Raw genomic sequence first — 23443 nt, 5'->3', positions numbered from 1 at the left:
CCAACCCGGTATAAAGTCGTCACGCCGATCTCATGGCTGAAAAATAGATCTGAAGGGCGCTGTCGGACGTTTGCCGTGTCCTCCGTTCCGTGAACTTCGGTCAGTTTCGGCTCGGTCGCTGACGCGTCGAGGCGGACCTCTATAGTCAATGGCACCGAATCGCACGACAACGCTGTGATCAGTGTATCCGATCCAGTGACTCCGACAGCAATGAGTGTCCGCTATCCACTGTGGCAGTACCACACTGAACGGAACGGGTGAAACCGGCCACGGAGTCGCCTGCTGACACCGTCTGGCAGTGATCCCGTGTCCGACGCTCGCCGGCGAATCAGGCCGCGCAGTTGTTGGGGCCGAGTTCGAGTTCCGTCGCCTCGGACTCGTCCTCGGGGGGCTCCGTCCCCGTGTTGATCTCGAGTACGCGCTCGTAGTTCGGCGGCTTTTCCGGGTCGTTCTCGACTATCCGATCTACGAACTCGTCTTCGTCCAATCCGAGCAATTCGAGATCGTCGCGGAGATCGCCCAGACGAGCGCCGATCAGTTCGCCCGGCGAACCGACCTCGTATCGGTTGTCCGCCGTGACGGATACGTGTCCCGGGAGGATTCGCGTCTCGTCCGGTAACTCGAGAACGGTGTCGTGGAGCGATTCGTACAGTAGTTCGGCGCCGTTGGCCGCGTCCTCGTCACCGAACTGAAGCTCCGTCCGGCCGACGGACTCGACGAACAGCGTGTCACCCGTCAGCAGCGCCTCACCGTCGACGAGATAGTTGACCATCTCGGTCGTGTGTCCCGGCGTCTGTAGCGTCTCGATTTCGACGTCGCCGAGGGCGATCGTCTCGCCGTCGACGAGGGGTTCGTAGTCGTATTCGACGCCCCGCTCGCTCGCACGTTCGCCGAGATGGTAGGGAACGTCCAGCTCGGTCGCCAGTTTTCGCCCGCCCGAGATGTGGTCGGCGTGGACGTGGGTATCGAGGACGCGCTCGATCGCGAGTCCGGCCTCCTCAGCGGCGATCTTGAACTGATCCGTCTGTCGGGTCGGGTCGACCACGACCGCCGACTCGGCGGCCGTCGAGCCGACGACGTAGCCGAGACAGCCCTTTGCCCGGCGCTGTAGCTGCAGGACGACGAGATCCTCGTTTGCCGTCTCGACGGGAACGACCTCGTACACCTTGCTCCAGTCTTCCATGCCGCCTTTCACGACGGCCACGTCGTCGTAGCCGCGTTGCTCGAGTTCGAACCCGAACGGCGTCGACGTGAGCCCCTTCCCACAGATCGCGACGATCGAGTCGCCGTTGCTCGCTGCCTCGATGCGCTCGATTTTCTCGTCACCGAACTCGTCGCGCGGGTCGAACGGGACGTTTTCGGCACCGTGAATCCGCCACCCCTCGTAACTGTCTTCGGGGCGCGTATCGACGAGCGTGAACGACTCGTCCGAGTCGATCATCTCCGCGAGCCGTTCGGGAGATAGTTGGGTCACCATTGGACTCACCTTGCAAGACTCATACTGCGAGCCCGTTGATAGGTATCGTCCCTGCACAGGCACCCTCGACGACCGGGACGGGATTCGACCGACTCGAGGGCGTGTCTCGCGGCCGATCGGCTCGCTTCGGGACACGCTTGGCCGCCGCTATCGGAGCCGCTGAAACGAATGACAACGCTGTCGTGCGGTCGGGTGTGCAACGATTGTCAGTGGCTACGAGACGATCCCGGCAGGTCGGTGGCGACGTTCCCGTTCCCGTGATAGTACGGCCTCCAATAATAGGGGGACTTTTAGCCAGCGCATCGTCGGGGACCGTATGCAGGACCCTCGATGGCTGCAACTGAGCGAGGACGAACTAAACGAATTCCTCGGTCGCGGCGGGACCGGCGTCATCTCCTTCGCCACGGATCCCGACGAACCACCGGTTTCGATCCCCGTCTCGTACGGGTACAGCGCGGACGTGAAGCGGTTTTACTATCGACTCTCGATCCCACAGGACAGCAGAAAGGAGGACCTCGTGGACAACCCCGTCTCCTTCGTGACACACGACGAGACCGACACCGGCTGGCGAAGCGTCGTCGCTACGGGACGGCTTTCGGATACGGCCGATGCGCCGTACGAATCGACGGAAATTCAGGGGATGTGGGGGATCCAGATCCCGATCGTCGACGTGTTCGAGCGACCGCCGAGGGAGATGACGTTCCGCTATTTCAGCCTCGATCCGGACGAGATAACGGGGCGGAAAGAGGTCCGGACCGATGCGTAGCGAGCGGACGTCCATCAACGGCTCATACGGGCAACTGTCCCGATTCCCCGTGCAATCGCGGGACGGTCGGGTCTCGTCGGAACTGACGGACGGCAGTCCGTGTGATACGGTAACGCTGTTGGGCAGAACGGCGTGAAGATCGGGCGCTCTGCTGTGGCCGTCGCCGGTAGGCCGCGAATTGGCGACCGACTTCGTAGTGACTTCTGTCCGACAGTGTAAGCGACGGGCGTGTTCCGTTATCGAACGATCGTCACCGGGACTGGGGAGCGCCGCGTGACGGTTTCGGCCACGCTTCCGAGCAGGACACGAGTGACGCCGGACCGACCGTGACTTCCCATGACGATGTGATCGACGTCGTTTTCGTCGGCGTACTGGACGATCGTTCGAGCGGGCGGTCCAGTTTCGACCGCGGTGTCGATCGTAGCCGTCTCGAGAACTCCCGCTTCCTCCGCTCGGTCGCGCGCGTCTTCGCCGAGTTCGTTGCCCCGTTCGACGGCCTGATCGTGGATCTGTGGATCGTAGTAGCCGCCGCCCCCGTAGTCGCTGTAGACGCCAGCCATCGGATCGACGACGTGTAACGTCGTGATTCGCCCGCCGTCGTGATTCGAGACCGCGTGATCGAACGCGGCCCACGCTTGCGATGAGCCGTCCAACGGGACGAGTACGTGCGTTCCCATACGGGAGACACGTCAGCAACGCACAAGAAACCCGCCGGAAACGGCCCGCTCGCGATCGGTTCGAGCGCGACCGTCGAGGACTCGAGTACGGTCGCGTGACGGTCGTACCGACGAGAGAGTCCGCCGTCGTCACACTTGGGCCCCGAGACTAAGACGTCTCGCGTGGTCGGCCTATCCGGTGTCCTCATGCCGATCGATGACTTAGCCCGCAGCGATGTCGTAACGGCCGCACCCGACGCGTCGGTCCCCGAACTCGCGGCGATGATGGACGAGGAGAACGTCGGGAGTATCGTGATCACCGATGACGATGCGCCGGTGGGTATCGTAACCGACCGCGACCTGACTGTGCGCGTCCTCGCCGACGGGGCCGACGCCGAGCAGACGGCAACGGACGTAATGACCGAGGATCCCTGTACGATCGAACGGGACGGCGGGTTTTACGAGGCGACGGATCTGATGGCCGAACACGGCGTGCGCCGCCTCCCCGTCAGCGACGGCGACCAGCTCGTCGGCATCATCACGGCCGACGATCTGACGGAACTCATCGCCGACGAGGAACAACAGCTCGCGGACGTCATTCGGGCCCAGCGACCCGAGTACTGATCCCCGGCGATCTGTGGCCCGTCACCGTTCGCCGTCACGAGGCAACTCCGTTGGCGTGCGGCCGGCCTCGGCGACGACCGAGACACACCGACTCGTCCGCCGGTCGCTTGACGGTCGCCGGTGACGACGTGGTCGACTGCCGATCGTCCGGCAGTTCCGAACGCTCGAGCGCCTCGGACGGCCTCCTTTTTCGGAGCGTTTGTGTGTACTTGGGACAAGTCTGCCATCCGATTCCGTGGCCGGTGACGGCGCGCCCGCTTGCGACCGGTGCATGGTGAGGCCGCCGTAGACGACGGCCCGCTGACGAGCAGTGCTGCACCGAGTGCGATCGCCGGGTTCGCCGTCTCGCGGTTCCAGCGTTCCCGGTACGCCCCCGGTCTCGCGAACGGCAACCACGATCGAGCCGAGCAACAGCGCGGTGCCGGCGTCGATCTCGTGGTGGTTCCGTGCGGACGGCTGCACACTGTTTCGTCGATTGGACCAGACTCCACTTATCGGTCGCTACCCAAGGACGCACATGGACGAATACCACGGGAGTGACGGCGAACGAAGCGTGCCGCGTCGAACGATCCTCGCCGGATCGGCCCTCACCGGACTGGCCGCGCTGGCCGGGTGCCTCGACGGTGACGAGGCGAGCGGTCCCGACCCGGTCACGATCGAGGACGGGACGAACTGTGACAACTGCACGATGCCGATCGTCGACTACCCCGGACCGGTCGGGGAAGCGTTCTACGACGACGCCGAGGCGTTGCTCGACGAAGACCGTCCGGCACAGTTCTGCAGTTCCCTCTGTACGTACGCGTTCACGTTCGAACACGAGGACGATCAGGAGCCGAGCGTGACCTACGCGACCGATTACTCGAGCGTCGACTACGAGATCGATACCGACGGCGACGCGCCCGAAATCACCAGCCACGTCGAGGCGGACGACTTCGCGCCGATAACCGACCTCACGCTGGTCGTCGACAGCGAGGTGGAGGGCGCGATGGGGCCGTCGATGATCGGCTTTTCCGACTCCGACGACGCGGACGCGTTTCAGTCGGAACACGGCGGCGATCTCTACGAACACGGCGACGTGAGTCGCGACCTCGTGATGTCGATGATGTAGCGACCGACCCCACGACCGCGTTCGAAACGACGGCTACCGATTTATCGCGCCGGTCGCGACGGCGAGGGACCCGATCGTCCACACCGCGAGCCCCGCCAGACTCGCCGCGGGCGAGGCCGTCTGTGGCCCGGTTCCCGCCGCCGTTATGACGACGGTTTCGAAGACGAGCCCGCGGTACGCGCTGAGCGGGCTCGCCGCGAGCGCGTAGACGAGCGACGACTCGCCCAGATAGCCGCTTGCGAGGCCGTAGACGAGCGCGAGATCCAGCCCGACCAACACGACGACCAGCGCGACGACGGACAGCGCGAGGGCGCTTCGCGTTCCGCTTACGAGCGCCGAGATCGCGATCGCGACGGCGAGGATCGATAGCGCGAACAGCGCGGTCAACACGACGAACCGCGCGAACAGGAGCGGGGAGTCGGCACCGGCGTGCGACGCGTACCGGCTGAACGGTTCCTCGCGACCGACGACGACCGCGCCGCCGACGAGCAGAAGCGACGCGACGACCGTCCCGAGGAGCCCGACGGCCCTGCCGACGAAGACGCCGACGACGTGTTCGCGCGGTGCGATCGGATACGTCTCGAGGACGTCGAGTTCGCCCCGTCGGCGGTCGCCGAGGATCGCCCGGTAGCCGAACGCGACGGCCACGATCGGGACGAGCAACTCGAGCGGGGTCAGGAGATCGACGATCGTCGGGACGTAGCCGGCCCCGACGCCGCCACCCACCCACGCGATTCCCAGCAGGACGGCTGCGAACGCCGCTCCGAGGAGGACGAACGTCCGGGTCCGGGAGAGGGTTCTGAGTTCGCGGACGACGACGCGTTCGATCCGGCGGGTCGGCTTCGGCGCACGGTCGGCCGACCCTGAGGGCTCGAAGTCGGTCTCGTCGTCGGTCGCCGTCGTCGCGTCGTCGTCGCGGACCGAGCGTGGCGTGCCGGTCACGCGGTCTCACCCTGAACCCGAACGCGACTGAGGTCGCCGGTGATCGACGACTCGTAGACGTCCTCGAGCGACTCGACGCCGAGGCGATCGCAAAGCGCCGTCGGGCTCCCGCGTTCGACGACGGCGCCGTCGTCGAGGACGACCACCTCGTCGGCCGTCCGCTCGACGAGTTCGAGATCGTGCGAACTCACCAACACCGCGGTTCCGGTGGCGGCGAGTTCGTCGGCCACCGCGAACACGTGCTTGCTCATCCCCGGATCGAGTCCGGACGCGGGTTCGTCGAGGGCGACCAGCGGCGGGTCACCGATCGTCGCCTGTGCGATCCCGACGAGTCGCGTCATCCCCCCGGAAAGCGCCTCGACCCGACGCGTCGCGGCGTCTTCGAGTCCGACGCGCTCGAGTCGTGCCATCGCCTCGTCGCGTCCACCGCCGACGAGCGACGCGTAGAACGCGAGCGTTTCGAGGACGGAGAACCCGGGCCGAAACTCGGGCTGCTGAGGGAGATACCCGACCTCGCGGGCGGCCGCCGGCCCGTGATACGCGACTGACCCGCCGGTGGGTTCCTGGAGTCCGGCGAGCGTGCGAAGCAGCGTCGTCTTTCCGGTCCCGTTCGGACCGATCAGGGCCGTCACCGCGCCCGGTCGGACGGGGACGGATACGTCCTGTAGGATGGTCACGTCTCCGTACGCGAAATCGACGTTCGATGCCTCGAGTAGGGGTTGGGCTGTCGTCATGGTTCGATCGTAAGTGAGCCGTCGCAGGATCTGGCGCGATCGGCGTACTCGGTCCGTTCGAGCAGTTCCGGGTTGTTCGGTTCGCACGTGGGCTCCGTGTCGGTGACACTACCCGTCCGCATTCCGGACACCGACGCTTCGAACCCCGAGAGCGCGTCGAGCGCCGGCGCTCGGGCGAGCGTCGCTGCCCCGTCGGTGCGGTGCATCCGGCCGTCGACGGTGTCGGTCGGTGAATACGACCGGGACGGCGGGTCGCCGTCCGCGATACTGGTGGCCCCTTGCCAGTAGTTCCCGCGACCGTCGTACGTCCAGACGCGCAACGGTCCGGCGCCCGCGGTGGCGTGGTCGTCGTTGCCGACGAAGTCGTTCTCGACGACCCGGTTCGTCGGCAGTATCACCCGATCGTTGACCCCGACCCGGTTCCCCGCGAAGACGTTTCGCTCGTAGATCGAGCCGGACGCCGCAAGCTCCAGTCCGACGTCGTTGGCTTCGAGGACGTTCTCGGCGACGTACGTGTCCGAACCGCCGATGTAGGCGCCGACCTGTGAGCCCCTGATCTCGTTGCCGACGACCGCGTTCCGCTCGGGCCCCGTCATGACGTAGATCCCCGTATCGATGACGCCGTTCAGTCGGTTGTCCGTGAGTAGCGTGCCGTCGGTGTGCATCAAGTGGATTCCCAGTAGGCTTTCGTCGATCGTGTTCTCCCGGATCACGATCCCCTCGGATCGGTACGCGTAGATCGCGTCCCGCCCGTCGACGATCGTCGTTTCCTCGATCACGCCCGGCGACCGGAACGCCATGATTCCGGCGAACCCGTCCTCCCACCGTTCGTTGCCGCGGACGGTCGCGTTCCGAACGACCGTCTCCGGGCTCTCACGAAGGATGATCCCGTTCGAGGGCGTCTCGATCGTCACGTTCTCGACCGACAGCCCCGCGGCGACGTGGGCCGAGATCCCGGCGTCCGCACCGGTGTAGTACGTCAGGAACTTCTCGTCCCAGGCGTCGTCGTCGATTGCCTGTCCGGGGACGTCCTCGGCACCGGAGGTCAGCGGCCCGACGCCGGTGATCTCGAGGTCACGGATCCCGACTCGCGGTTCGGTGACGGTCACGACCGAGCCGTTGCCGTCGCCGCTGATCGTCGGCGTTCCGTCCCCGGCGAGCGTGATCGGCCGGTCGATCTCGAGGGTCTCCTCGTAGGTCCCCTCGGAGACCAGAACCGTGGTGTTTGCGGGCGCTTCGTCGATGCCTGCCTGGACGGTATCGACGACGGTGATGTTTTCGGGGGCCGTGTCGATGCGTTCCCGAACGACGTCGGCGTCCGCTCCGACGACGGTCGAGACCGGCCGATCGGTGCGGGCCTGCGTCGACTCGACGGTCGCATCGGCACGGCGGTCCTGCTCGGAAACGCGGTCGCGGACGCCGGTCACGTCGTCAGTGTCGAACGACTGCTCGAGGGTTTCGTCCCACGAATACACCTCGCCGCCGTGAGCCGTCGCGAACGCCGCCGCGTCCGCTCGGTCAGCGAACGAAACGACGGTCTCGCCCGACGGCGCTCGGGCCTCGCTGCCGACGACGAACCACGCGTCAGTGGCGTCGATCCACGGGAGCTGTCGGTCGGTGACCGGATATCCCTCCTCGTTCAACTCGACCGCCGCGTCGCCGTAGTCGGTGACGTACACCGCCAGCGGATAGCCAAAGCGCTGTTCGTGTCCGTCCTGCCGCTGGGCCTCGACGAACGTCTCGACGCCGTAGTAGCCGACGACGTACTGATACTGCGAGTAAAACGCCTGCGCTCGCGGGAGCGTGACGTTCTCGTCGAGTCGCTGTTCGTTCTCGAGCGTGAGTCCTACGGAAACGGTTTCGTCGAACGGGGCCGGTTCCGGGGGCGCCGGATCGGCGTCACCGACGAAGAGGCCACCGAGTCCGACGGTGCCAACGAGTACAATGGCAGCCAGTACGATCTCTCGAGATGGCCGGGACACAGGTATCCTTGGATCGTCGGCGAAAAAGCCCCTCTGGTCCGTCTATCGAAAGATCCCGGCAACAGCCGTAACACGGATCAGACGGAAGTCGGTTCCCTTCGGGGCGGCAGCTGCCCCCGGATCACGGATGTCCGGGTCCGGTCTCATACGGACCGTTGTCCGTCGGTTCCGGTGCAACGGCGACCGTCCTGTGGTTACACTGCGAACTCGGGACGACGGTCCGTGTGAGCGGGCGATTCCGTTACCACTCCGGTTGCAAGGACTCGAGCAGCCGATCGACCTCGTTCTCGGTGTTGACGGCGTGGACGGACGCCCGAATCGCGTTCGGGGAAGGGAGGTCCCGCAGGACGATCCCGTCGGCGGCCAGCCGCTCGACCGTCGCCGCCGGGTCGTCGACATCGATCGTCACGAGCCCCGACTCCGGCGTTGACGGACTGAGCAGACGATCGGCGGGGACACCGTCCGCCAGTCGGCCGGCGAGACGGCGAACGCGGTCTTCGGTCTCGACGTCGTCGATCACATCGATCGCTTCCCGGAGCGCGACGTGCGGTGCCGGGTTCGCCGATCCGACTTCGAACCGGCGCGCGCCGGCCGCGTACTCGTAGGGGTCGGCCGACGGCGTCTCGACGCTTCGGTAGCCGACCGTCCGCGGCTCGAGACGCTCGGCGACGTCGCGGGCAACGTAGAGGAAGCCGCCGCCCCACAGCCCGAGCAGCCACTTGTGGCCGGCGGCAGCGACCGCGTCGGCACCCCACTCTCGGACGTCCATCGGCAACTGTCCGGGGACCTGCACGGCGTCGACGAGGGCGAGCGCACCGGCGTCGTGGGCGATATCGACCATGTCCGCCACGGGAAGCCGCGTCCCGTGGGTCCACGTGACCGCGCTGAAGCAGACGACGCTGGCGTCCGCGACGGCCTCGGCGAAGCGCTCGAGATCGACACGACCGGCCTCGGTCTCGACGACGCGAACCTCGACGCCGTCCCGCTCGAGGCGTTGCCACGGGAGGATTCCGGCGGGGTGTTCGAGGTCCGTCCGCACGACGACGTCTCCGGGCTGCCAGTCGATCGCGTTAGCGACGGCGTTGATCCCGGCCGTCGTACTCTCGGTGAGCGCGATCTCGTCCGCGTCGGCGCCGACGAACGACGCGACCCGCTCTCGAGTGCGGTCGAACGCTCGAAACGCCGTCTCGTAGGGGTGGTCCCCGATCGGCGACTCGTACTCGTGTTCGCGGACGAACTCGTCGGCAGCGTCGACGACGTATTTCGGACTCGGCCCGTGAGCGCCGAAGTTGAGGTAGGTCCCCTGCTGGAGGGCGGGGATATCCGCCCTGAGTTCGGCGGGTGTCGTCGTCGTACTCGGTTGCATACTACTTCCTACGGACTCGTGTGGTAATAATATTGGGTGTGGGGCGAAATACTACTATGGGCGGTCGGACGCGTCTTGACACTGGGTCTCGGTCACCGTCAGTCGGTCGTCGATCCGCCCGTCGTCCGTTCGAACAGCAGTCCGTAGTGATAGGGTGGGAGTTCGATCCGCTCCACGAGGGAAAACGCCCCGCCGTCTAGCACGGCAGCGGCCGCGTCGTCGGGCGGCAACCGCAGGTCGGTCGGCGGTCCCCGCGGCTCGCCCGCGACGGTGGTCGTCTCGCGTGGCCGATCGTGCCAGTTGACGACGGCGAGGTGCCCGCTCGGTCGGAGTGACTCCGCCGCCTCCTCGACGAACGCCCGTTTGTCGTCGATGCCATGGAACGTGTTCGCGAGCAGGACGACATCGACCCGCTCCGGGAGCAATCGGGCCATTCGCCGCGCGTCGCCGTGTACGGGGACGACGTTCTCGATTTCCTGTCGTTCGGCGAGGCGGGTACACTCCTCGAGCAGCGACTCCTCGAGGTCGAGCGCGTAGACCGGTTCGGGAGCCGTGATCCGGGCGGCGGGAAGCGCGAAGTAGCCGTTCCCGCAGGCGACTTCCGCGACCGTCAGGCCGGGGGCGATCCCCAGACGACGGAGCGTCGCCCCCGGCGTCGGCCACAGTCTGCCCCACCAGTCCCAGTCGGGCTGGCCCGTATTTCGAAATCGTTCCGCGTCCATGGGTGGGGTTACGAAGACGTGTCGACGCCCAGAATCCGGTACAGGAGACAGGTTCGAGTCAGCGCCGTTCCGACCAGGACGCCCCCGATCAACAGCGCGACGGCACCTACTGCCGTCCCGAACTCGAGCGCGCCGACGAGCGTTGCGACGCCGACGGCGGCCAGTACCGCACCGCCGACCGCACGGACGTTCCGGTCCATCGTTCCGATATTGTGCTTCATGTCCACAAGTACGCACAGAACACCCTTAAACGTTTCTCGACTTCCGAGTTCCGGCGAGCTGTCGTAGCCACTGAAACGGTTGCCACACCGATCGCAACACTGCCGTGCGGTCGGGTGGGCAACGACTGTCAGTGGCCACTATGGCCGGACGTCCGCCCCGTCGGCCGCGGCCGCCCACCGTTCGGGGAGGCGCGCGTAGATCGTCGCGTTGCCGACGAGCGCGTCGACGGTCGTGTACTCGTCGATCGCGTGGACGGCGACGATCTCGCGCGTGTCGCCCGGCGGGTTCGCCGTGTCGATCGCCAGCAGATCGAGCGCGAGGGCGGCCAGCTCTCCGCGGCGGTCGGCGACGAACGCCTCGAGTTCGTCGGTCATCGCCGTCACTCGAGGTTCCCCGAGAGGACTTTCGCCGCCGTCAGGATCGGGTCCCAGACGGGACTAAACGGCGGCGCGTAGGCCAGGTCCGCGTTCTGCAGTTCGGTCACGGTCATGTCGGCCGTCAGCGCCGTCGCGACCGTGTCGATTCGCTTTGCACCTTCGCGACCGACGACGCTTCCCCCGAGCAGCCGGCCGCTCTCCCGATCGGCCAGCAGGGAGACGGTGAGTTCCGCGCCGTCGGGATAGTAGTGTGCGCGCGACGACGCCGAGATCGTTACCGAAGCGGGATCGAAGCCCGCCTCGCGGGCCCGCTCCTCGTCGACGATTCCCGTCCGGGCGGCTCCCAGTTCGAACGCCTTCACGATGGCCGTCCCCGCGATGTCGCCAACCGGCGTGGGATCGCCGGTGACGGTCTGGCCGATCGCCCGGCCCGCGCGGTTGGCGGTCAGCGCCAGCGGCACGTGGTCCGGCTCCCCGGTCACGACGTGGGTCGACTCCGCGCAGTCGCCCGCCGCGTAGACGTTCTCGTCGTTCGTCCGACCGAACTCGTCGGTCGCGACCGCGCCAGTCGGCCCGCGTTCGATCCCGGCCGACTCGGCGAGGTCGGCGTTCGGGGCGACGCCCACGCCGACGATCGCGATGTCCGCGTCGACGGTGTCGTCCTCGAGTTCGACCCCGTCGATCCGCTCGTCGCCGACGAACCCCGACACGGCGGTCTCGAGGTGGAGATCGACGCCCTGCTCGCGCAGGTGGTCTTCGACGACCTCGGCGACCGGCTCGCCGAACGGCTGGAGGACGTGGGGCAACATCTCGTAGAGGTGGACGTCGGCCCCGCGGGCCGACAGCGCTTCGGCCATCTCGATCCCGACGTAGCCGCCGCCGACGATCGCGGCGGTCTCCGGGCCCTCCTCGGTGACGTAGTCCTCGATGGCGTCGGCCTCGTCCATGTCGTGGATCGTGAACACGCCCTCGAGGTCGAGGCCGTCGAAGGGCGGTTCGATCGCGCTCGCACCGGTCGCGACGAGGAGGTCGTCGTAGGACTGTTCGTACGTCCCGTCGTCGGCCTCGACCGTCACCGTCCGTCCCTCGCGGTCGATGTCGACGACTTCCGCGCCGGTTCGCAGGTCGATGTCCCGTTCCTCCCTGAACGCCTCGGGCGTCACGGTAACGAGATCGTCGAGGTCGTCGACCGCGCCTTTCACGTAGTAGGGCATCCCGCAGGCGGCGTAGGAGACCCACTCCCCTTTCTCGAAGACGATCACCGCTCGGTCGGGATCCTCGCGTTTCGCCTTGCTCGCGGCGCTCATTCCCGCTGCGTCACCGCCGATAACGACGAACGTCTCGTTCATATTCGGCGGTAGGGTCGCCGTGCGTAAAGTATTTTCCAAAATCCCCAATATTATACAAGCATGGTGGGCTATCCGAACGGGGTCTCCTCGAGCCGTCGCCGGACGGAACGCCCGCCCGCGAGAGCCGTCCAGAGATCGACGACGAACGCCGCCCATGCGGCGGCGAGCAGGAGATAGCCGCCGAGCGTGAGAAGCGATGCGACGCCGTCGGCCAGTGGCACGGCCGTCAACCAGAGGAGGAGCATCCCCGCGTTCGCGATCCCGACCTGTATCCAGGACGGCTGTGGCCCCGTCTCGGCCGCCGTCGCGATCGCGTCGACGAACGCAGCCGGGTCCCGTCTGGCCGCGACAGCGACGACCGGGAGGAAGGCCATCGCCAGTTGCAACAGCCAGCCGAAGACGAGTCCGTTGATCGCCGCGCGTTCGATCGCGGCGGCCGGGACGGCAGTCGGGAACAGCAACACGAACGGGGCGATCGGGACCGGAACCAGCAGCCAGAAATACGCGCCCAACACGAGCGCGATCCGGCTGTCCTGCTGGCGATCGCTGTGTCGGTACGTCCCGACGACCGACGCGAGCAACGCACCGGTCCCGACCACGTAGAGCGCCAGCCCGCCGATCGTGAGTTCGTGCCGGGCGGTCCACGGCCCGACGACCAGCCCCGCCGCGCCGATCGTGAGTCCCCAGTACGTGATCGTGCGAGCGCGGGGGAACCGACGGTCGGTCCCCAGCAGTTCCGGGAGTACCGTCAGGAGGACGCCAGCGACGACGAGCGCGAGGAACCCCCAGACGTTGGCGTGGACGTGGGCCTCGAGCGACCCGAAGTAACCCCCCGGTCCGTGAACGCCGAACAGCATACCGAGCGCGGCCAGGATGCCGACGACCAGAAACCACGGCGCCGTTCGGAAGTACCGCGCCGAGCCGGCGGCCGCGGTCGACGACGGCAGTCGAAACACCGTCACCAGCAACGACAGGAGCGCGCCGAGGACGAGAACCGCTCCGGCCCCAGCGGTAGTCGTCGACCCCGTTGTCATCCCAACCAGCAGCAGCGGATAGCCGGCGTTCACCGACACCCATTGCAGCCATCGGCTTCGGCCGGCGGACGATCGCCGACCGGTCGACCGCGCCGCGACGAACGTCGGCAGGACGCCGAACACCGCCTGGGTCAGCCCGCCGATCGTAACGAAGTGAACCGTCACCCACCGGAGGCGGGGGAGCGGCTCGAGGAGTCCGGCCTCGACGGTCAGCGTTCCGATCGCGGCGAGCAGGCCGACCGTCAGGTACACCCCTGCCATGAGGATGAACGGATCGTTCCGCGTCTGCATGTTCATAGTTGTGTCACTACTCTCGCGTTCGCTTCCCCGTCGCGTAGGCGTTCGGCCGTACGGGTAGCCCCGTCGCGAACATATAGTTCTGCCACTAATATGTTAGCAGAGAACGTAAAAGGGAGCGACGAGTCAGGTCCTGTATGCCACGAGCCACGCTCTCGATCTCGTTGCCGGACGGGATCTGGATCCGAGACGTCTCGAGGACGCACTCGGAGGCGGTCTTCGAGATCGTCACCGCACTCGCGGGAGAGCAGGCGGGGATCGCACTACTCAACCTGACGACGGACGACCCGCTCCCGATACTGACGGCCATCGAGCAACGGTCCGACGTCGTCGACGTGGAACTGCTCTGGAAGCAGGAGGAGACGGCGCTCCTCCAGGTCGAAGCGACCAGTCCGCCGCTTCTCTTGCCGATGTGGCAGGCCGGGGTGCCGATCAGACTGCCGTTTTCGATCCAGAACGGCGAAGCGACGTGGGAACTGGTGACGTCCTCGTCGCGATTTTCGGCTCTCGGGGAGGCCCTCGAGGCCGCCGGGATCGAGTACACGCTCGAATCCGTCGCCGAAATCGGGACGACACAGGCGGACCGACTGCTCACGGACAGACAACAGGAAGTAATGACGACGGCACTGGAAGCCGGCTATTACGCGACGCCGCGGGAGGCGACGTTGACGGACGTCGCCGATCGGTTGAACGTCTCGAAAGCGACGTGTAGCGACGTGCTACATCGGGCCGAGGGGAGCATCATCTCGTGGTTCGCCGACGAACAGTTCGGGCCGGCATCGGAGCCGCGATCACACCTCGAGCGGTGAACGACGGGAAGGGACGACAGGCGCGGCCGGTTCGGTTTCCGCGGGTTCGATTCAGGTGTCACAGTCCGAACAGCGGGTCCGAAACCGCAGTCCGATCCCGATCACGCCGATCGTGACGAGGGTGACCGCCAGTTGCACGACCCCGCTGCTCGCGTTCCCGGCCGCGGCTCCGCCGGCGACGGCAGCGGTCCCGCCGACCACCAGGCCGCCGGTTCCGAGACAACAAAGGCTCGCAACGCCCGCGAGTCCGAGAAGCGACCGTCGGGAGGCCGAGTCGGAGTCCATGCGTCGGTTTTCGATCGGGTGTGCGTAAATGTATTGGGGCGTTTTTCCGCCCTCGCGGACGGGACGGGGTCTCGGAACGAGCGAAGCAGCGGACCGTCGATTCGGTGACTCTCGACGAGGCGTCGAGACCGTGTCCCGGTCGGGAGGCGGCCTCGACACGCCGACACGCGCCGAGCCGTTTTCGTGTGCGGAGACGAGCCGTCGAAAGGCATTTGTCTTAAACGCCCAATACTCCACACAATGGCGTTACCCATTGACCCGAGTCAGATCGATCCGGACGACATCGGTGCCACACAGACGACCCTCGAGATGGACCACGAGGAAGCCATCGAACACGTCCGCGAGGTGTTCACCGACGCCGGCTTCGGGGTCCCCGTCGAGTTCTCCCCGTCGGAACTGTTGAACGAGAAGGTCGACGCCGACCGCGACCCCTACTACGTCCTCGGGGCGTGTAACCCGGCAGTGGCCGACCGGGCGCTCGAGGCGACCGACGGGAAGATGGGCGGACTCTTCCCGTGTAACGTCGTCGTCCGGGAGGAAGCGCCCGGCCGCCAGCTGGTCTATCACGTCTCGATCATGCGGATCGCACGGCTCGTCGGGATGGCGCCGGACGACGACGAGATGGCCGATATAATCGCGGATACCGGCGAAATCGTCGACGACGCCTTCGAGGCCCTGTAACCATGGGTCACCACACGTTCGACGCCGAGCGAGCGGACAAGTTAGAGGAAGCCGAGCAGCGATATCGGTTCGTATCGGCCGAGGAACTGCTGTGGGCGCTCTCGCTTTCGCCGGACGACACCGTCGCCGACCTCGGGAGCGGGACCGGCTTCTTCACCGACGACGTCGCTCCACACGCTGGGGCGGTCTACGCGGTCGACCTGCAGGCGGCGATGCACGAGTACTACCGCGAGAAAGGCGTTCCGGAGAACGTCGATCTCGTGACCAGCGACGTGAGCGACCTCCCGTTCGACGACGGCGACGTCGACGCCGCGTTCTCGACGATGACCTACCACGAGTTCGCGAGCGACGAGGCGATCGCCGAGATCCGGCGGTCCCTCGCTCCGAACGGGCGACTCGTGATCGTCGACTGGGCGGCGACCGGCACCGGCGAGGCCGGTCCGCCGGTCGAGGAACGGTACAGTGCCGACGAGGCGGCGGACGCGCTCCGCGAGGCCGGGTTCGAGATCGAACACGGGGCCGTCCGTCCGGAGACGTTCCTGTTGATCGCGACGCTCGAGTGAGCCGGCTGCTCACTCGAGCGGGTCGTGACTGGGAGGCACCCGTTTCAGTCCGTCACCTCGGGTGGTCCATCGGCTCCCGTCGCTCGAAGCCAGCCCTTGATCAGTTCGTTGACGTTGTGGAAGACGATCCCGACCGACAGGAGCGTCGTCGTCAGATAGACGACGAACCCGGGCGGGCCGCCGACCGTCGCGCCGAGGAAGCCGCCGGTGATCCCGACGACCGTCAGCTCGAGCCACGTCAGCAGGACTCGAGAGCCGAGTCGGGGTTGCCGTCCGGTCGTCGTCCGGTCGCCGGTGCGGCCGTCGTCGCGAGCCGCGGGTCGACCATCATCGCCGTCGGCTGCCATCAGTACGACTCACCCGTTTCGATCGGCCCGCTGAACGCGGTGTAGAGGACCGCGAAGTAGACGAACACGAGCGGCAACAGGACGGCCGCGCCGACGGACATGAGATTGAGCTGCAGCGTCGAGACGATGGCCGTCTCGACCGTCAGTCCGGCCGCTCGATCGATGGACGGGTACATCAGGCCGGCGACGATGGCGACCAGCGCGAAGACCAGCCCCGCGGCCGCGCCGAACGCCACGTAGTAGCGGTCCGCCCGCGTCGCCGCCGCGTACGCGCCGGCGAACGCGAGCGTCGCGAGGACGAGCGCCAGCACCGGTGCCGAGAGCAGGGCCGACCGCAACGCCGGTTCGGCCACGTACACGGAGCCAAGCGCCGCGACGACGAGGACGAGGTACGCGCCGAGCGCGCGGTAGCCGTCCGTCCGGAGGTCGTCGCGTAAGTCGCCTCGAGTCTTCAGTCGGAGGAAGGCCACGCCGTCGACGACGGTGAGCGCGACGACGGCGAGACCGACGACCAGCGCCGGGAGGGTGACGATCGACGTCGCGCCGGTCACCCAGTTCGCGGTGAACATGCCCAGAAAGAAGGGGGCGGTGAGGCTGCCGACGACGAACGCCCGGCCCCACCAGCGCTGCCAGCCGTCGTCGTGGCGCTGTTCGTACATCTCGGGCGCGAGCCCTCGGACGATGAGCGCGCCCAGAATGGCGAACATCAACAGGTAGTGGCGGCTGAAGAGGTTGGCGTAGACCGACGGAAAGGCCGCGAACAGCGCGCCGCCGAAGACGACGAGCCACACCTCGTTGCCGTCCCAGAACGGCCCGATGGCCGCCAGCAACCGTTCGCGTTCGTCGTCGTCCTCGCGCGTCGCGAACAGCGCGCCGACCCCGAAGTCGAAGCCGTCCAGAAAGAGGAACATCGCGAGGATGAAAAACACCAGTCCGAACCAGAGGTCGGCCAGCGGGAGACCGAACAGCGGCTCGGTCGCGAGCGCGGCCGGCTCAGTCATCGGCGCTCACCTCCGATGCGGGCCGGTCCGACGCGTCCCGCGTCGCGAGGTCGTCCCCGTCCGGCGGGCCGGCCCGAACGATGCGGACGACGACATAGGTGTAGAGGGCCAGGAGGCCGAGGTAGACGACCGCGAACCCCACGAGCGTCACCGTCGCCTCGCCGGCGGTCAACCCCGGCGAGACGCCGTCTGTCGTCCGCAAAACGTCTTGTACGACCCACGGCTGGCGGCCGACCTCCGTGACGATCCAGCCCAGTTCGACCGCGACAATGCCGAGCAGCGTCGAGAGCATCAGGGCCTTGTGAAGGAGATCGTCCTCGAGGAGTTCGCCGCTCCACCAGCGGTAACCGCCCCAGACAGCGAGCAGGACGAACCAGAACCCGAGCCCGACCATCATCCGGAACGACCAGAAGACGATCGCCACGGGCGGCTGTTTTCCCTCGAACTCCTCGAGTCCCTGAATCGTCGCCTGCGGATCGCCGCCGCTTGCGAGCCACGACGCGCCGCCGGGGATGCCGATGCCGAAGATCTCCTTGGCCCGCGGATCCAGCAGCTGGTCGAGGCTGGTCGGGAATGCGACGATGTACTCGGGGACGTAGGAGTCGGTCTCCCAGACGGCTTCCATCGCGGCGAACTTCTGGGGCTGGGTCTCGACGATGTGTCGCGCGTACAGGTCGCCGTGTAGCACCTGCAACGGCGCAGTAACGAGCAACGCGATGAGGCCGAACTTGAGCGTCGTCTCCCAGAACGCGACGTTCTCGACCGGGTACTCCCAGACGTGGTGTCTGAAGACGAAATACGCGCCGAGCCCGGCCATAAACAGCGCGACGGACTCGACGGCGGCGTTTTGCATGTGGACGAACATCCAGGGGAACCGGGGGTTGGCGTAGGCCGCGACCGGATCGACCAGTTCGACGATCGTGTGGCCGTTCGCCGTCGTCAACTCGTAGCCCCGCGGGGTCTGCATCCAGGAGTTGGCGACCAGGATCCAGACCGCCGAGAGCCACGTCCCCAGTCCGACCGCGACCGCCGACACCATATACAGCGCGTTCCCGACCCGCTCGCGCCCGAAGACGAAGATGCCGAGAAACGTCGCCTCGAGCATGAACGCCATCATGCCCTCGAGCGCGAGCGGGCCGCCGAAGAGTTCGCCGGCGGTCGTCGAAAACGCCGCGAAGTTGGTCCCGAACTCGAACTCGAGGACGATACCGGTCACGGTGCCGACAACGAAGCTGACGGCGAAGATCCGGGTCCAGAACCGGCGCAACTGCTCGTAGATCGGCTCGCCGGTACGGATGTCCTTCCACGTGAAGTAGACGAGGAAGGGGGCGAGCCCCATGCTCATCACCGGGAAGATGATGTGAACGATCGTGGTGAGCGCGAACTGCAGCCGACTGCCGAGGACTGGGTCGATCATGGCTGTTGGGAGCGGAACCTGTGTCGGTCGTCCGTCCGTTCTCGTGAACCGCGAGCGGCGTCGATTGGATCTCGGTCCTGCCGGGAAGTAGGGCTTGGGGTACGAACGTCGAAACAGCGCCTGACGCGGCCGTTTGCCGACGCAACGCCGATAGCCCGGACGACCGCCGAGCCCGTCGGACGGACGCCGGATCCGACGCCGTTCGGTGCTACGCGTCCCTGACCCGTTCGATCGCGTCGTCGAACCGTTCCGGCGGCTGGGCACCGGTGAGCGATCCCGCCGCCTCGGACTCCGGATCGAAGACGACGAACGACGGCGTGCCCGAAATACCGAACTCGGTCGCCCGTTCCGCATCGGCTTCGACCGCGGCTTCGAACTCCGACCGTCGGTCCTCGAGACACGACTCGAGGGCGTCCGCGTCGACGGCGTCGACGGAACGGGTGTACTCGAGGAGGTTGTCCGTCGACGCCCACCCCGAGTTCTTCTCGCCCTGTTCGTCGAACACCGCCGTGTGCCAGTCCCAGTATGCGCCGGGATCGTCGTCGCGAACCCGCTCCCAGACGCACTTGCCGGCAACCGCGGCGGTCATCGAGTCCGCACCGAAATAGGGCACCGAGACGAAGACGATGCGAACGTCGCCCGGTTCGACGTACTCCCGAACGAGATGGGGGAGCGTCTCCCGCTCGAACTGCTCGCAGAACGGGCACTGGAAGTCGGTCCAGTAGTAGATCTCGAGCGGTGCCGCTCGCGAGCCCATGATCGGCTTTCCGCCGAGATCGACGCCGAACGCGGACGTCTCGTCGCTCGAGTGAAACGACGGGGAGAGGTGCTGTGCGGTGTCGTCGGATCGCGTGAGATAGTAGGCGCCACCGGCGCCGAGCGTCACGGCGGAACCGGCGAGAACGGCGCGACGGGATGGCTGCTCGAGTGACATCGGTGTTGCCGAGCGTTTCTGGTCCGTGTTCCTAACGGAACCGCCGATTTGCTGGGTCAGCAAATCGGAGTTGGTGATTTCAGGCCGTCTCCCGTCGGTTCGATCGGATGACTATGCGCGCCGCGGGCCGGGCGTATCTGACGAACCTTCGCGCAGCGGTCTCGTACCCGTTCGAAACGTGGCGGGGGACGATCGGGTTCGTGTTCGTCACGGTCGCCACCTACGTCCTCCTGATTCTGAGTACGATGCCCGAGTTCTCGCTTCAGATGCTCGGCGACGGCCTCCACTGGTTCGAGTACGTCGTCGTCTCGCTCACGGAGACGGTGTACCGCACCGACGGCTGGACCGGACTCGGGATCGTCGTCCTCTACGCGCTGCTGTCGGGGATCGCCGTCGTCAACGCCGTCACACAGCTGCGAATCGTCGGCGTCTCGAGTCTCGCCGACCTCTCGGGAGTCGTCCCCGGACTTCTCGCCTCTGGCTGTGCGAGCTGTGGTGCCGGTCTCCTCGGTTTTCTCGGGTTCGCCGGAGGCCTCGCGACACTCCCGTACGACGGCGCGGCGCTTCGCGTCGCCGGGCTCGTGCTGTTGCTGTTCTTCCTCGGACGGGCGGGCCATCCCGAACGGTGTGTCATCGCGACGGAGGGGGCGAAATGACGGGCCGGGGATTCCTCCGACCGATCCGCTCGGATCGCCGGGCGATGGGGTACGGAGCGGCCGCTGGAATCGGCGTGTTCCTGCTGTTCGGACTCGTCACCGGCCTGATTCCGAACCCGCTCTACGTTCGGATGGTCCCGCGGACGCCCGTCGACTACCTGTTCCTGACGTCGACCGCACTGCTCGCCGGTGCGTACACCGCACAGCGGCTGGCGACCGAGAGAGTCGAACCCGGACTCGAGGACGGCGACACGAGCGGCGAAGATCGCCTGGCGCTTGGCGGTCTCGTCGGCGGGTTTCTGGCAGTCAGCTGTCCGATCTGTAACGTCGTTTTGCTCGCGTTGTTCAGTTCCTCCGCGATCATGACGTACGTCGATCCGTTACGACCGGTTTTCGGGGCCCTCTCAGTGGTCCTGCTGCTCGGGCTGATCTACGTCCGCCACAGCCGGACGTGTCCGACCTGTGCCGTCTGATCGGTTTTGAACTGCGTTCGAACAGCCGTCCGCCCCGACGAGTCGCTATGACGGCATCTCACCGACGCCGCTCGAAGGGCAATACAAGACGGTTGCGGTGATTTGCCGGGTCAGCGAATCGTGGCCTATTTGCCGCTGAACGAGAGGGTCTCTCGTGTGCAACCCGGTGGTTCCTCGGACTCGGCGGCGATCTTCCAGCTCCTCGCGGACGAGTACGCACGGAAGATACTCCTCGCCGCCGATCGGGGCGGACCGAAGACAGCGAAGACGCTCAGCGAGGAGTGTGACGCCTCGCTGACGACGGTTTATCGCCGTGTGTCGACGCTGCAAGAATACGACCTCATCGAGGAATGCAGAACCGTCGACGCGGACGGCTCTCACCGAAGCGAGTTCGAAACCACACTCGAGGAACTCCACGTCGACGTCACCGACGGACAGCTCTCGCTGACGATGGAGACGCGCGACGAACTCGCCGACAACTTCACCGACCTCTGGCGCGGGATCCGGGGTGAGGAGTGATGGACGCGTCGTTCCTGCTCGCCAAACTGATCACGCTCGTTTTGAGTCTCGCCGTCGCGTATCTGGCGTTTCACGGCTATCGGCGGAGCGGACGGACGCCGATGCTGTACGTCTCCGGCGGGTTCGTCTTCATCGGTGCCGGGGCGATCTGTGAGGGACTCATCTATCACGTGTTCGGGACGACGATCGCGTCCGCCGCCCTCGTGCAGGCTGTCATCGTCTCGAGCGGGATGGGACTCGTTTTGCTCTCGCTGACGAAGTGACGTTGCCCCGAATCTAGAAGAACAGTGCCGGCACGGTGTTCCGGAAGATGTTGAGCGAGATGACGAACAGGAGCCCGACGACGAACCAGTTGAACGTCCGCTCGTCGAACTCGAGGCGCCGGAGGTACGTGCCCAGCAACAACCCGACGATGGTGACCACCGCGATCATCGAACCGAGCCAGAGCCGGTAGGTCGTCAGGAGGTCGGTGAACAGCGCCATCTGCACGAGACGGACCGTGAAGATCGTCCCGAGTACCATCGACAGTCCGCCGATGTATCGCTCGGTGTCGCGTTCGAAGGTGTGGAAGTACGCCGGGAGGAGCGGCCCGAGGTTCGCGAACGCAAGCAGGAAGCCCTGAAAGAACCCGGCGGCGCCGAGGGCGAACGGGTGGTGGGCTTGCTCGACCGTGACGAAGTTCTGTACGAACTGAAAGGCCACGTAACCGAAGAGGACGAGACCGATGACGAACGCGACGATCGGGCCGACGCTGAACGTCGCGAGCGCCGCAACGCCGACGATGGTCCCCGCGATCGCGAGTACCAGCAGCGTCCACTCCTCGCGAACGAACGCCCGTCCCGTCCCGGTTTCGGCGATCTGGAACATGTTGAGCATCCACGGCGGGATCGCCAGGACGACGACGGCGACGGTCGGATCGATCACCGATGCGACGATCGGCGTCATGATGAGCGAGTAGCCGAACCCGGTCATGCCCTTGACGGCGCCGGCGACGATCGCGACCAGGACGATCCCGGCGAGCAACCCGACCGAAAGGTCGGACTGGACACCGTTCCCGACGTTCTCGAATCCGGGGAAGAAGACGACCGCGGCGACGAGAACGGCCACCGTCGCGCCGACCATCGTCACTTCCCGGTATCGGAACGCGAGGAGGTTGGTGAGAAACTGTTCGACGTCGACTCTGGATTCGGAGGCACTCATGCTAGTTCGAAGGTTGGTGGAGACGGGACGGGACCGTCGTTTGCAGGCAATCATCGGGCCCGACGTATTCGACTGTGCGATACGGCGAGATTCATCATCGCTCGAGTCACCGGTAGTCGGCGCCCGTCTCGAACCGGGCCTTCTCGAGGGCATTCACGAGGGGTTCCCGGAAATCCACGCGTCATAGATGGCGGCGATATTCACTGCCTCCTCCGACCATGGCGGGGCGTCACCGTCGACCGCGTTCAATCAGTGGCTCGGTCTAGCAAGAGCAGTCGGTATTGTACACTGGACACAAAACACTGAAATACGCTCGGGACCTACCAACAGTGATGACCGACTCAACGCCGCCGGAGTCAACCGGCAACGGCCCCACGACCCGAAGCCCCGTCCAGTTGACCGACGGGACCGACTACGACGAACTGCTCGCGACACACGACCTCGTCTTGCTCGAGTTCGTCACGTCCGGCTGTGGTATCTGTGCGTCCATGGAGCCGGTACTCGGTGTGGTCGCACGCAGCGCACCGGGAGTCGTCGCGACGGTCAACGCCGGTCACGTCCCGGATCTCACCGCCGAATTCGACGTTCGGAGCGTCCCGACGCTCGTCGTCCTGCGTGACGGCGAGGCGGTCGCTCGCTTCGACGACGGCTTCCAGCAGGCCGACACGCTCGTCGACGCGCTCGAGACACACGCAGTGCAGTAGCGCGGCCGCAGCGGCCGACTGCGTCGCGTTCCTTCGGAGCCGTCTTCGTTCCCGACTCGAGACTGACGCGGTTCACTGGTCGGTCTCGTCGATGCGTCGAGCGACTGTCGTCGGACCGACCCGATCTTTCTCAGAAACGCCATACCTACGCTATCGCGGATCTCGGTTCGTCGGTCGGATCCGTCGAGTATGGTACTC

28 protein-coding genes are annotated in these 23443 nt (G+C 66.3%); 11 read left to right on the top strand and 17 right to left on the bottom strand.

Annotated elements, in window-relative coordinates:
* Window positions 1-328: 328 nt before the first annotated feature.
* Entirely contained in the window at window positions 329-1477 is a 1149-nt protein-coding gene (locus ACSBP4_RS04535; protein ID WP_049966462.1) for an MBL fold metallo-hydrolase, read from the bottom strand.
* 316 nt (window positions 1478-1793) lie between these two features.
* Between ACSBP4_RS04535 and ACSBP4_RS04530 the strand changes: the two genes are divergently transcribed.
* Window positions 1794-2243, top strand: coding sequence for a pyridoxamine 5'-phosphate oxidase family protein (locus ACSBP4_RS04530; protein ID WP_049966463.1), 450 nt, complete (start codon window positions 1794-1796; stop codon window positions 2241-2243).
* A gap of 236 nt (window positions 2244-2479) precedes the next feature.
* Here ACSBP4_RS04530 and ACSBP4_RS04525 read toward each other — a convergent pair whose 3' ends face one another.
* Complete coding sequence (locus tag ACSBP4_RS04525; protein WP_435551482.1) at window positions 2480-2920, bottom strand: universal stress protein; 441 nt, start codon at window positions 2918-2920, stop codon at window positions 2480-2482.
* Window positions 2921-3106: 186 nt separating this feature from the next.
* Here ACSBP4_RS04525 and ACSBP4_RS04520 point away from each other — a divergent pair, with 186 nt between their 5' ends.
* The gene (locus ACSBP4_RS04520) at window positions 3107-3523 is read left to right on the top strand and encodes a CBS domain-containing protein (protein ID WP_049966465.1); all 417 of its coding nucleotides are present in this window, start codon (window positions 3107-3109) and stop codon (window positions 3521-3523) included.
* Between the two features lie 517 nt (window positions 3524-4040).
* Window positions 4041-4631, top strand: coding sequence for a nitrous oxide reductase accessory protein NosL (locus tag ACSBP4_RS04515; protein WP_049966466.1), 591 nt, complete (start codon window positions 4041-4043; stop codon window positions 4629-4631).
* Between the two features lie 33 nt (window positions 4632-4664).
* On the opposite strand, the gene ACSBP4_RS04510 is transcribed toward ACSBP4_RS04515, so the two are convergent.
* The 9 genes from ACSBP4_RS04510 to ACSBP4_RS04470 form a co-directional block, all read right to left on the bottom strand.
* Window positions 4665-5573 carry an ABC transporter permease gene (locus tag ACSBP4_RS04510; RefSeq protein ID WP_049966467.1) on the bottom strand — a complete coding sequence of 303 codons (909 nt, stop codon included), beginning with the start codon at window positions 5571-5573 and terminating at the stop codon, window positions 4665-4667.
* Window positions 5570-6307, bottom strand: a complete 738-nt coding sequence (locus ACSBP4_RS04505) for an ABC transporter ATP-binding protein (protein ID WP_049966468.1) — start codon at window positions 6305-6307, stop codon at window positions 5570-5572. Before ACSBP4_RS04505 ends, ACSBP4_RS04510 begins: the two co-directional genes overlap by 4 nt.
* A complete protein-coding gene (locus ACSBP4_RS04500) occupies window positions 6304-8289 on the bottom strand; it encodes a NosD domain-containing protein (RefSeq protein WP_435551481.1) in 1986 nt (661 codons plus the stop codon). The genes ACSBP4_RS04505 and ACSBP4_RS04500 overlap by 4 nt, the downstream gene beginning before the upstream one ends.
* 241 nt (window positions 8290-8530) lie before the next feature.
* On the bottom strand, window positions 8531-9655 hold the full coding sequence (locus tag ACSBP4_RS04495) for an aminotransferase class V-fold PLP-dependent enzyme (protein ID WP_435551480.1): 1125 nt from the start codon (window positions 9653-9655) through the stop codon (window positions 8531-8533).
* Between the two features lie 98 nt (window positions 9656-9753).
* On the bottom strand, window positions 9754-10377 hold the full coding sequence (locus tag ACSBP4_RS04490; RefSeq protein ID WP_049966471.1) for a class I SAM-dependent methyltransferase: 624 nt from the start codon (window positions 10375-10377) through the stop codon (window positions 9754-9756).
* An 8-nt stretch (window positions 10378-10385) separates the two neighbouring features.
* Entirely contained in the window at window positions 10386-10598 is a 213-nt protein-coding gene (locus ACSBP4_RS04485) for a YgaP family membrane protein (RefSeq protein WP_049966472.1), read from the bottom strand.
* A 138-nt stretch (window positions 10599-10736) separates the two neighbouring features.
* A complete protein-coding gene (locus tag ACSBP4_RS04480; RefSeq protein WP_084158334.1) occupies window positions 10737-10973 on the bottom strand; it encodes a hypothetical protein in 237 nt (78 codons plus the stop codon).
* A 5-nt stretch (window positions 10974-10978) separates the two neighbouring features.
* On the bottom strand, window positions 10979-12325 hold the full coding sequence (locus tag ACSBP4_RS04475) for an FAD-dependent oxidoreductase (protein ID WP_435551479.1): 1347 nt from the start codon (window positions 12323-12325) through the stop codon (window positions 10979-10981).
* A gap of 68 nt (window positions 12326-12393) precedes the next feature.
* Window positions 12394-13656, bottom strand: coding sequence for a hypothetical protein (locus ACSBP4_RS04470; RefSeq protein WP_435551478.1), 1263 nt, complete (start codon window positions 13654-13656; stop codon window positions 12394-12396).
* Between the two features lie 137 nt (window positions 13657-13793).
* On the opposite strand from ACSBP4_RS04470, the gene ACSBP4_RS04465 reads away from it, so the two are divergent.
* Entirely contained in the window at window positions 13794-14465 is a 672-nt protein-coding gene (locus ACSBP4_RS04465; RefSeq protein ID WP_435551477.1) for a helix-turn-helix domain-containing protein, read from the top strand.
* 51 nt (window positions 14466-14516) lie between these two features.
* On the opposite strand, the gene ACSBP4_RS04460 is transcribed toward ACSBP4_RS04465, so the two are convergent.
* Window positions 14517-14750, bottom strand: a complete 234-nt coding sequence (locus tag ACSBP4_RS04460) for a hypothetical protein (protein ID WP_049966476.1) — start codon at window positions 14748-14750, stop codon at window positions 14517-14519.
* Between the two features lie 240 nt (window positions 14751-14990).
* Between ACSBP4_RS04460 and ACSBP4_RS04455 the strand changes: the two genes are divergently transcribed.
* Window positions 14991-15431: a DUF302 domain-containing protein gene (locus ACSBP4_RS04455; protein ID WP_049966477.1), complete on the top strand. Its 441-nt coding sequence runs from the start codon at window positions 14991-14993 to the stop codon at window positions 15429-15431.
* 2 nt (window positions 15432-15433) lie between these two features.
* Window positions 15434-15994 carry a class I SAM-dependent methyltransferase gene (locus ACSBP4_RS04450; RefSeq protein ID WP_435551476.1) on the top strand — a complete coding sequence of 187 codons (561 nt, stop codon included), beginning with the start codon at window positions 15434-15436 and terminating at the stop codon, window positions 15992-15994.
* A 44-nt stretch (window positions 15995-16038) separates the two neighbouring features.
* On the opposite strand, the gene ACSBP4_RS04445 is transcribed toward ACSBP4_RS04450, so the two are convergent.
* The 4 genes from ACSBP4_RS04445 to ACSBP4_RS04430 all read right to left on the bottom strand — a co-directional run bounded on the left by ACSBP4_RS04445 (window position 16039) and on the right by ACSBP4_RS04430 (window position 19693).
* Window positions 16039-16341, bottom strand: a complete 303-nt coding sequence (locus tag ACSBP4_RS04445; RefSeq protein WP_435551475.1) for a hypothetical protein — start codon at window positions 16339-16341, stop codon at window positions 16039-16041.
* Entirely contained in the window at window positions 16341-17342 is a 1002-nt protein-coding gene (gene cydB / locus ACSBP4_RS04440) for a cytochrome d ubiquinol oxidase subunit II (protein ID WP_435551474.1), read from the bottom strand. The genes ACSBP4_RS04445 and cydB overlap by 1 nt, the downstream gene beginning before the upstream one ends.
* Window positions 17335-18759, bottom strand: coding sequence for a cytochrome ubiquinol oxidase subunit I (locus ACSBP4_RS04435; protein ID WP_435551473.1), 1425 nt, complete (start codon window positions 18757-18759; stop codon window positions 17335-17337). The genes cydB and ACSBP4_RS04435 overlap by 8 nt, the downstream gene beginning before the upstream one ends.
* Before the next feature lie 208 nt (window positions 18760-18967).
* Window positions 18968-19693, bottom strand: a complete 726-nt coding sequence (locus tag ACSBP4_RS04430) for a DsbA family protein (protein ID WP_435551472.1) — start codon at window positions 19691-19693, stop codon at window positions 18968-18970.
* 107 nt (window positions 19694-19800) lie between these two features.
* Between ACSBP4_RS04430 and ACSBP4_RS04425 the strand changes: the two genes are divergently transcribed.
* The 4 genes from ACSBP4_RS04425 (at window position 19801) to ACSBP4_RS04410 (ending at window position 21604) form a co-directional block, all read left to right on the top strand.
* Window positions 19801-20349: a hypothetical protein gene (locus tag ACSBP4_RS04425; RefSeq protein ID WP_435551471.1), complete on the top strand. Its 549-nt coding sequence runs from the start codon at window positions 19801-19803 to the stop codon at window positions 20347-20349.
* Window positions 20346-20822 (top strand): hypothetical protein, encoded by a 477-nt coding sequence (locus ACSBP4_RS04420; RefSeq protein WP_435551470.1) that lies wholly within the window; start codon window positions 20346-20348, stop codon window positions 20820-20822. The genes ACSBP4_RS04425 and ACSBP4_RS04420 overlap by 4 nt, the downstream gene beginning before the upstream one ends.
* Before the next feature lie 156 nt (window positions 20823-20978).
* Window positions 20979-21341, top strand: a complete 363-nt coding sequence (locus tag ACSBP4_RS04415; protein ID WP_435551469.1) for a winged helix-turn-helix domain-containing protein — start codon at window positions 20979-20981, stop codon at window positions 21339-21341.
* Entirely contained in the window at window positions 21341-21604 is a 264-nt protein-coding gene (locus tag ACSBP4_RS04410; RefSeq protein ID WP_435551468.1) for a DUF7521 family protein, read from the top strand. The genes ACSBP4_RS04415 and ACSBP4_RS04410 overlap by 1 nt, the downstream gene beginning before the upstream one ends.
* A 13-nt stretch (window positions 21605-21617) precedes the next feature.
* On the opposite strand, the gene ACSBP4_RS04405 is transcribed toward ACSBP4_RS04410, so the two are convergent.
* Complete coding sequence (locus ACSBP4_RS04405) at window positions 21618-22541, bottom strand: sulfite exporter TauE/SafE family protein (RefSeq protein WP_435551467.1); 924 nt, start codon at window positions 22539-22541, stop codon at window positions 21618-21620.
* Window positions 22542-22873: 332 nt separating this feature from the next.
* On the opposite strand from ACSBP4_RS04405, the gene ACSBP4_RS04400 reads away from it, so the two are divergent.
* On the top strand, window positions 22874-23245 hold the full coding sequence (locus tag ACSBP4_RS04400; RefSeq protein WP_049966486.1) for a thioredoxin family protein: 372 nt from the start codon (window positions 22874-22876) through the stop codon (window positions 23243-23245).
* Window positions 23246-23443 lie beyond the last annotated feature (198 nt).

The organism is Natrinema sp. CGMCC1.2065, assembly GCF_051225675.1.
GTDB classification, from domain to species: Archaea; Halobacteriota; Halobacteria; order Halobacteriales; family Natrialbaceae; genus Natrinema; species Natrinema thermotolerans.
Note: the sequence above shows the minus strand (reverse complement) of the source record. Positions and strands in the feature narration are given on the sequence as shown.